This is a genomic window from Skermanella sp., from assembly GCF_059503625.1.
In genome coordinates, this window is record NZ_JCACHA010000977.1 from 1 (window position 1) to 6,459 (window position 6,459).

Annotated in this window: 4 protein-coding genes and 1 pseudogene; 2 read left to right on the forward strand and 3 right to left on the reverse strand. The window is 65.0% G+C overall.

Features of this window, described 5'->3' with window-relative positions; all coding sequences use genetic code 11:
* The coding region (gene ccoG, locus AC5JJ6_RS35815; RefSeq protein ID WP_496046611.1) for a cytochrome c oxidase accessory protein CcoG at positions 1-1,103 on the forward strand (1,103 nt) is incomplete at its 5' end.
* A gap of 42 nt (positions 1,104-1,145) precedes the next feature.
* Here the strand turns inward: ccoG and hmuQ are convergent.
* From hmuQ to AC5JJ6_RS35830, 3 genes are all read right to left on the reverse strand, one after another.
* Entirely contained in the window at positions 1,146-1,475 is a 330-nt protein-coding gene (gene hmuQ, locus AC5JJ6_RS35820; protein WP_496046612.1) for a heme-degrading protein HmuQ, read from the reverse strand.
* A 91-nt stretch (positions 1,476-1,566) separates the two neighbouring features.
* A complete protein-coding gene (locus AC5JJ6_RS35825; protein WP_496046613.1) occupies positions 1,567-4,647 on the reverse strand; it encodes an efflux RND transporter permease subunit in 3,081 nt (1,026 codons plus the stop codon).
* Between the two features lie 3 nt (positions 4,648-4,650).
* Positions 4,651-5,712 (reverse strand): efflux RND transporter periplasmic adaptor subunit, encoded by a 1,062-nt coding sequence (locus tag AC5JJ6_RS35830; RefSeq protein ID WP_496046614.1) that lies wholly within the window; start codon positions 5,710-5,712, stop codon positions 4,651-4,653.
* Positions 5,713-6,105: 393 nt separating this feature from the next.
* Here AC5JJ6_RS35830 and AC5JJ6_RS35835 point away from each other — a divergent pair.
* Positions 6,106-6,459: pseudogene (locus AC5JJ6_RS35835) on the forward strand (ATP-dependent DNA helicase RecG); the annotation flags it as partial.

Below are 6,459 nucleotides of genomic sequence, written 5' to 3' on the forward strand. Positions count from 1 at the left end.
CCGACCTTTTCATGTGGGTCGAACGCAAGATCGAAGGAGACCGGGGCGATCGCATCCGCCTGGACAACGGCAAGTTCAGCATGTCCAAGCTCCGGAAGAAGGTCGCCAAGCATGCGGCCTGGATCGCCATCAGCCTCGCGACCGGCGGCGCCTGGGCTCTGTATTTCTACGATGCGCCGACGCTGATATCCGACATCCTCCACTTCCAGGTCACGGCGCAGGCCACCTTCTTCATCTTCCTGTTCACCGGCTTCACCTATCTGCTGGCTGGCTGGGCGCGCGAGCAGGTCTGCACCTATATGTGCCCCTGGCCGCGCTTCCAGAGCGCCATGATCGACGAAGACAGCCTGATCGTGACCTATGAGGCCATGCGGGGCGAGCAGCGCCGGCATCTGAAACGGTCCGAGTCATGGGAAGACCGGATAGCATCAGGCGGCGGCGACTGCATCGATTGCGGCCACTGCGTCCATGTCTGCCCGACCGGCGTCGATATCCGCGACGGCAACCAGCTCGAATGCATCGGCTGCGGCCTGTGCGTCGACGCCTGCAACGAGGTCATGGCGAAGATCGGCCGGCCGGGAGAGCTGATCACCTTCGATACCCACAACAACCAGCTTGCCCGCTCCAGCGGCAACCCGGCACGGACCAAGCTGGTGCGTCCGCGCACCATCGTCTACGCCCTGGTCCTGCTGGTCGTCAGCAGCGCCATGTTCGCGGCGCTGGTCCTGCGGCCCCGCCTCGACATCTCCGTCCTGCGCGACCGGGCGCCGCTGTTCGTCGTCCTGTCGACCGGCGACATCCGCAACGGCTACACGTTCAAGATCAGCAACATGACGCGGGAGCGGAAGGACTATGGCCTGACCTTCTCCGGCGTCGCCGACGCAGATGTCAGCGTCGTCGGCCTGGAAGGCGACGAACACCTGAGGCCGGTGCTGTCGGCGAAGGCGGATACGGTGACGACCTACCGCATCTATGTCAAGGCGCCGGCTTCCTCGGTGAAAGCTGCGTCCACGCCGCTGAAGTTCGAGCTGACGGATCTGCACGGCGGTGAAACCGCCAAGTACGAGACGGTGTTCATGGCGCCGGACGGCGCCGGTCGCTGAGGGGATGAGGGGGCTGGGAAGTAACGCCTTGCCCCCCAGCCCTCAGGACGCCGACGCCGGGTTCGTCACCGTCTGGATGACCTCGAAGCCCTCGAACTCGGGGTGCCCCAAATACAGCGGCTTGTTTGCACCGGCACCCTTATGGGCGTTACGGAACGCCTCCGACCGGGTCCAGCCGAGGAAATGCTCCTCCGACTGCCAGATCGTATGCGAGCTGTAAAGCCGGTGGTCGTCGCGCTGCGGACCGCGCAGCATGTGGAACTCGACGAAACCGGGGACCTTGTGCAGGTGACTTTCCCGGTTGAGCCAGACCGCTTCGAAATCGGCCTCCGCTCCCGGCAATACCTTGAAGCGGTTCATGGCGATGAACATCGGGTTGCTCCTCTTTCAATACGGCTGACCAGCCAAATGTCGTACATGCCGCGTCGAAGGCAAGCCCTCACGCTGTCGCACGCTCCACCCCCTACTCCGCCGGGGCAGGATGCACTCCGGCCACCTCGTCGTCGTCCTCGTGGATCAGGTGCCGGGTCCGGGTCAGCAGCGTATACATCGTCGGCACGACGAACAGTGTCAGGAGCGTCCCCAGCGACATGCCGCCGACGATCACCCAGCCGATTTGCTGGCGGCTCTCGGCGCCCGCCCCCGTCGCCAGCGCCAGCGGCAGCGCTCCCAGCACCATGGCGCCCGTCGTCATCAGGATCGGGCGCAGGCGGAGCACGGCGGCCTCGATCACCGCGTCCAGCTTCGACCGGCCCTCGTCCTGAAGCTGGTTGGCGAACTCCACGATCAGGATACCGTGCTTGGTGATCAATCCCACCAGCGTCACCAGGCCGATCTGGCTGTAGACGTTGAGCGTCCCTCCCGCCAGATACAGCGCCAGCAGCGCGCCGGTCATCGACAGCGGCACCGTCAGCATGATCACCAGCGGGTCCAGGAAGCTTTCGAACTGGGCCGCCAGCACGAGGTAGATGAAGCCCAGCGCCAGCACGAAGACGAAGATCAGGCTGGAACCGGCGTCGCGGAACTCGCGGCTCTGGCCGGCGTAGTCGATCTGCACTTCCGGCGGCAGCACTTCCTCAGCCGCCTGCTCGACGAACCCGATGGCCTCGCCCAGCGAGATGCCAGGGGCCGGCGTGGCGCTGATGGTGGCGGCGCGAAGCTGATTGAAGCGGTTGAGTTCCTTCGGCGCCACCACCTCCCGCACCTCGACGAGGTTGGACAGCTGGATCATCGCGCCGTCGCCCCCCCGGACATAGATCTGGCTGAGGTCGCGCGGCGTCGACCGGTCGGTCTCGCCAAGCTGGACATAGACGTCGTACTGCTCGCCGTTGCGCTCGAACCGGGTCACCTGCCGGCCGCCCAACAGGCCTTCCAAAGTCCGGGACACGACATCGACCTGGATGCCGGCATCGGCCACCTTGTCGCGGTTGACGATCACGTCCAGCTGCGGCTTGTTCAGCTTCAGGTCGCTATCGACATTGATCAGGCCGGGGTTCTCGCCCAATCGCTCCAGCATGCGGTCGACATGGCCTTCCAGCTCCTTGTAGGTCCCTGAAGTTTGGATGACGATCTCTACCGGCTTGCTGCCGCCGCGCTGGCCCAGCGACGGCGGGTTGACCGCGAAGACGCTGATGCCCGCGATCTTCGACAGCTCCGGCTGGAGCTTGGCGACGATGTCCTGCTGCTTGCGCTCGCGGTCGTCCCAGTCCTTCAGCCGGGCGAACGACATGGTCCTGGTGACTTCCGGGCTTCCCGAAATCACGATGTAGCTCTGGATCTCGGGGATGCTCTTGTAGACCTCTTCCAGCTGAAGCCCGTAGCGGGCGTTGTAGTCGATGGTCGATCCCTCGGGCGCCACGCCCATGCCCATGATGACGCCGCGATCCTCGACCGGCGCGGTTTCCGACTTCAGCGACAGGAACAGCACGACGCTGCCGCCCGCCACCACCAGCGCCAGCGCCACGATCACCGGACGCATGCGGAGGCTGGCTTTGAGCAGCCGGTCGTAGCCGTTGCCCATGCCGACGAAGAAGCGTTCCAGCAGGTTGTAGATGCGGCCGTGCTTCTCGTGCGGCTTCAGCAGCTTGGAGCACATCATCGGCGTCAGCGTCAGCGCCACGAAGCCGGAAACGAGCACGGCGCTGGCTAGCGTCAGCGCGAATTCCAGGAACAGCCGACCGGTCCGCCCCGGCGCGAAGGCAACCGGCGCGTAGACGGCGGCCAGCGTCAGCGTCATGGCGATGACGGCGAAGCCGATCTCCCGCGTGCCGACCAGGGCCGCCTTGAACGGCGTCTTGCCCATCTCGATGTGCCGGTAGACGTTCTCCAGCACCACGATGGCGTCGTCCACCACCAGCCCGATCGCCAGCACCATCGCCAGCAGGGTCAGCGTGTTGATCGAGAATCCTACCGCGTACATCAGCGCGAAGGTCGTGATCAGCGACACCGGGATCGTCACCACCGGAATGATGGAGGCGCGCCCCGTCCGCAGGAAGAACAGGATCACCAGCACGACAAGGACGACGGCTTCCAGGATCGTATGGAAGACCGCCTCGATCGAGCGTTCGATGAAGACCGAGCTGTCGTTGACCACCTCGCCGCGCATGCCTTCCGGCAGGTCTTCCAGCACGCGGGGCAGCGTCGCCCGCACGGCGGACGACACGTCGAGCGGATTGGCGGTCGCCTGCTTGATGATGCCGATGGCGATGGAGTTCTGGCCGTTGGAGCGGCTGACGCGCCGCTCGTCGGCGGCGCCCAGCTCGACGGTCGCGACGTCGCGCACCCGGACCGGGAAGCCGTCCGCCATCTTGACGACGATGTTGCCGAACTGCTCCGGCTCGACCAAGCCGGTCCGGGACAGCACGGTGAACTCGCGGTCGTTGCTCTCCACCCGTCCCGCCGGCACCTCGATGTTCTGGCCACGCAGCGCCGTCTCGATATCCTGGACAGTCAGGTTGTAGCCGGCCAGACGGGCGCGGTCGATCCACAGCCGCATCGCGTAGCGGCGCTCGCCCAGGATCTGGACGTCGGCGACGCCGGGCAGGTTCTTGAACCGATCGACCACGTAGCGGTCGATGAAGTCGGTGATCTCCAGCGACGACAGGCGGTCGCTGGTGAACGGCATGACGATGATCGGCTGGGCGTCGGCCTCGACCTTCGCGATGATCGGCTCGTCGATCTCGTCCGGCAGCCGGCCCCGGACTCGTCCCACCCGGTCGCGCACGTCGCTGGCCGCCACGTCGGGGTCGATGTTCTGGCGGAAGCGGACGGTGATGCGGCTGCTTTCGGGACGGCTGACGGAGGACAGGACGTCGATGCCCTCGATCCCCGCGATCGAGCCTTCCAGCACCTGCGTCACCTGCGTCTCGATGATCTCGGCCGACGCGCCGATGTAAGCCGTGGCGACCGATACGACCGGTTCGTCGATATTCGGATATTCCCGAACCGTCAGGCGGTCGTAGCTGACGATGCCGAGCAGGATCAGGATCAGGCTCATCACCGTCGCGAAGACGGGACGGTGGACGCAGACGTCTGAGATGCGCATGGATCAGACGCCCGGAGCGACGGTGTTGATCACTTCGACCCGCCCGCCGTTGCGGACGCGCTGCTGACCGCCGGTGATCACGACGTCGCCGGGAGCCAGGCCCTCGGTCACTTCAACCTCGCCGTTCCGGCGGAGGCCCAGCTTGACCTCCACCCTCTCGGCCTTGCCGTCCTTGATCCGGAAGACGTAGCGGCTGTTGCCTTCCGGCACGACGGCCGCTTCCGGAATCAGGATGGCGTTCTCGCGGTTCTCGGCGGAAATCCCGACTCGGGCGAACAGGCCGGGCCGAAGGACTTGGTCGGGGTTGGCGACCAGCGCCCTCAATTTCAGAGCCCTGCCATTGACGTCGAGCTGCGGGTCGATCGCGTAGATTTCCCCCTCGAAAGTCCGATCCGGCAAGGCATCCGTCGTCAGGCCGATCTTCTGGCCCTCCCGGATGCTCGATAGCAGGGTTTCCGGCACCCGGAAGTCTACCTTCAGCAGATCGATCGACTGCAAGGTGACGAGCGTATCGCCGCTGTTGACGTATCCACCCTTGCTGACCGACCGCAGTCCAAGGATGCCGTCGAACGGAGCGCGCAGCACCGTCTTGTCGAGCCGGGTCTGCGCCAGCAGGACGGATGCGCGGGACGTCATGAGAGCGGCGAAGGCCTCGTCACGGGCGCGCTGCGTGCCGGAGCGCTGCTTGAGCAGCGTATCGGCACGCTCGAAATTGGCCTCCGCCAGGGTGAGTTCGGCTCGCGACTGGGCCAGTTCGGCCTTCAGGATGGCGTCATCCAGCCGGACCAGGATCTGGCCGGCCTTCACCTGGGCGCCTTCGCGGAACAGGATCTCCGACAGGATGCCGTCGATCTCCGGAGCCAGCCTGACGGCTTCGGCGGGTTCGAGCGTACCGACCGCGCCGATCTGGACCGTGACACGGTCGACCTTGACCGTAACAGCCTCGACGGCTGCCGGGGGAGGCTGCCGCCGCCCCTCCTGCTGAGCCTGCGCCGGCAGCGCTCCATCGTTGCGCCACCACGTCACGCCGGCAGCCGCCAGAACTACGGCGACAAGCAGTGCCAAGACCCCAGCCTTCTTCATGTAAACGCCAACCCTTGCCTGATGCATCTAATAAAGATAAAATTACTGGTTAACCCCAATCAGCAAATGCATGCCGATACAGGCATCAAACCAAATAATGGTGACTGGAGTATGTCGAGCAAAGCTAGCTCTGCAACAGACTGTGTCCAGATGCATCCCTGTTACAATCCGTTACAATTTCGTCGTATCCAATCCGATACTGTTCAAGGCCGCCACCGGCCGGGTATGGAAAGGAAACGGCATTGGACCGCCTTGATCGACCGGATCGCAGCCATCCCTTCGTCAGGCTTGCGGCATCGGCCCGGCTGAGGCTACACCGCTGGTACTCTTCCGGCCCCGATTTCCTGCTCCGATATTCCCTGACGAGGGTGCCCTTTGCGGCCAGATATTCTCTTCCCCCTATTCGCCCCCGTCACGACGCTGAAGGGCCTGGGTCCCAAGCTTGGAAAGCTGACGGAAAAGCTGGTCGGCCCCCATGTCGCCGACCTGCTGTGGCACCTGCCGACGGGGATCATCGACCGCCGCTTCGCCCCCCTTGTGGCGGAAGCGCCGGATGGCTTCATCGCGACCCTGACGGTGCGTGTGGAATACCACTCCGCCCCCGCGAACCCGCGCCACCCCTATAAGGTCCGCTGCTCCGACGAGACCGGCCAGATCGACCTGATCTTCTTCCATGCCCGCGGCGACTGGCTGTTTAAGCAGCTTCCCGTCGGCGATACCCTCGTTGTC

Excerpts from the sequence above, each read along its gene's own strand:
- AC5JJ6_RS35825 (WP_496046613.1), bottom strand. The coding sequence starts at position 4,647 with ATGCGCATCTCAGACGTCTGCGTCCACCGTCCCGTCTTCGCGACGGTG.
- hmuQ (WP_496046612.1), bottom strand. The coding sequence starts at position 1,475 with ATGTTCATCGCCATGAACCGCTTCAAGGTATTGCCGGGAGCGGAGGCC.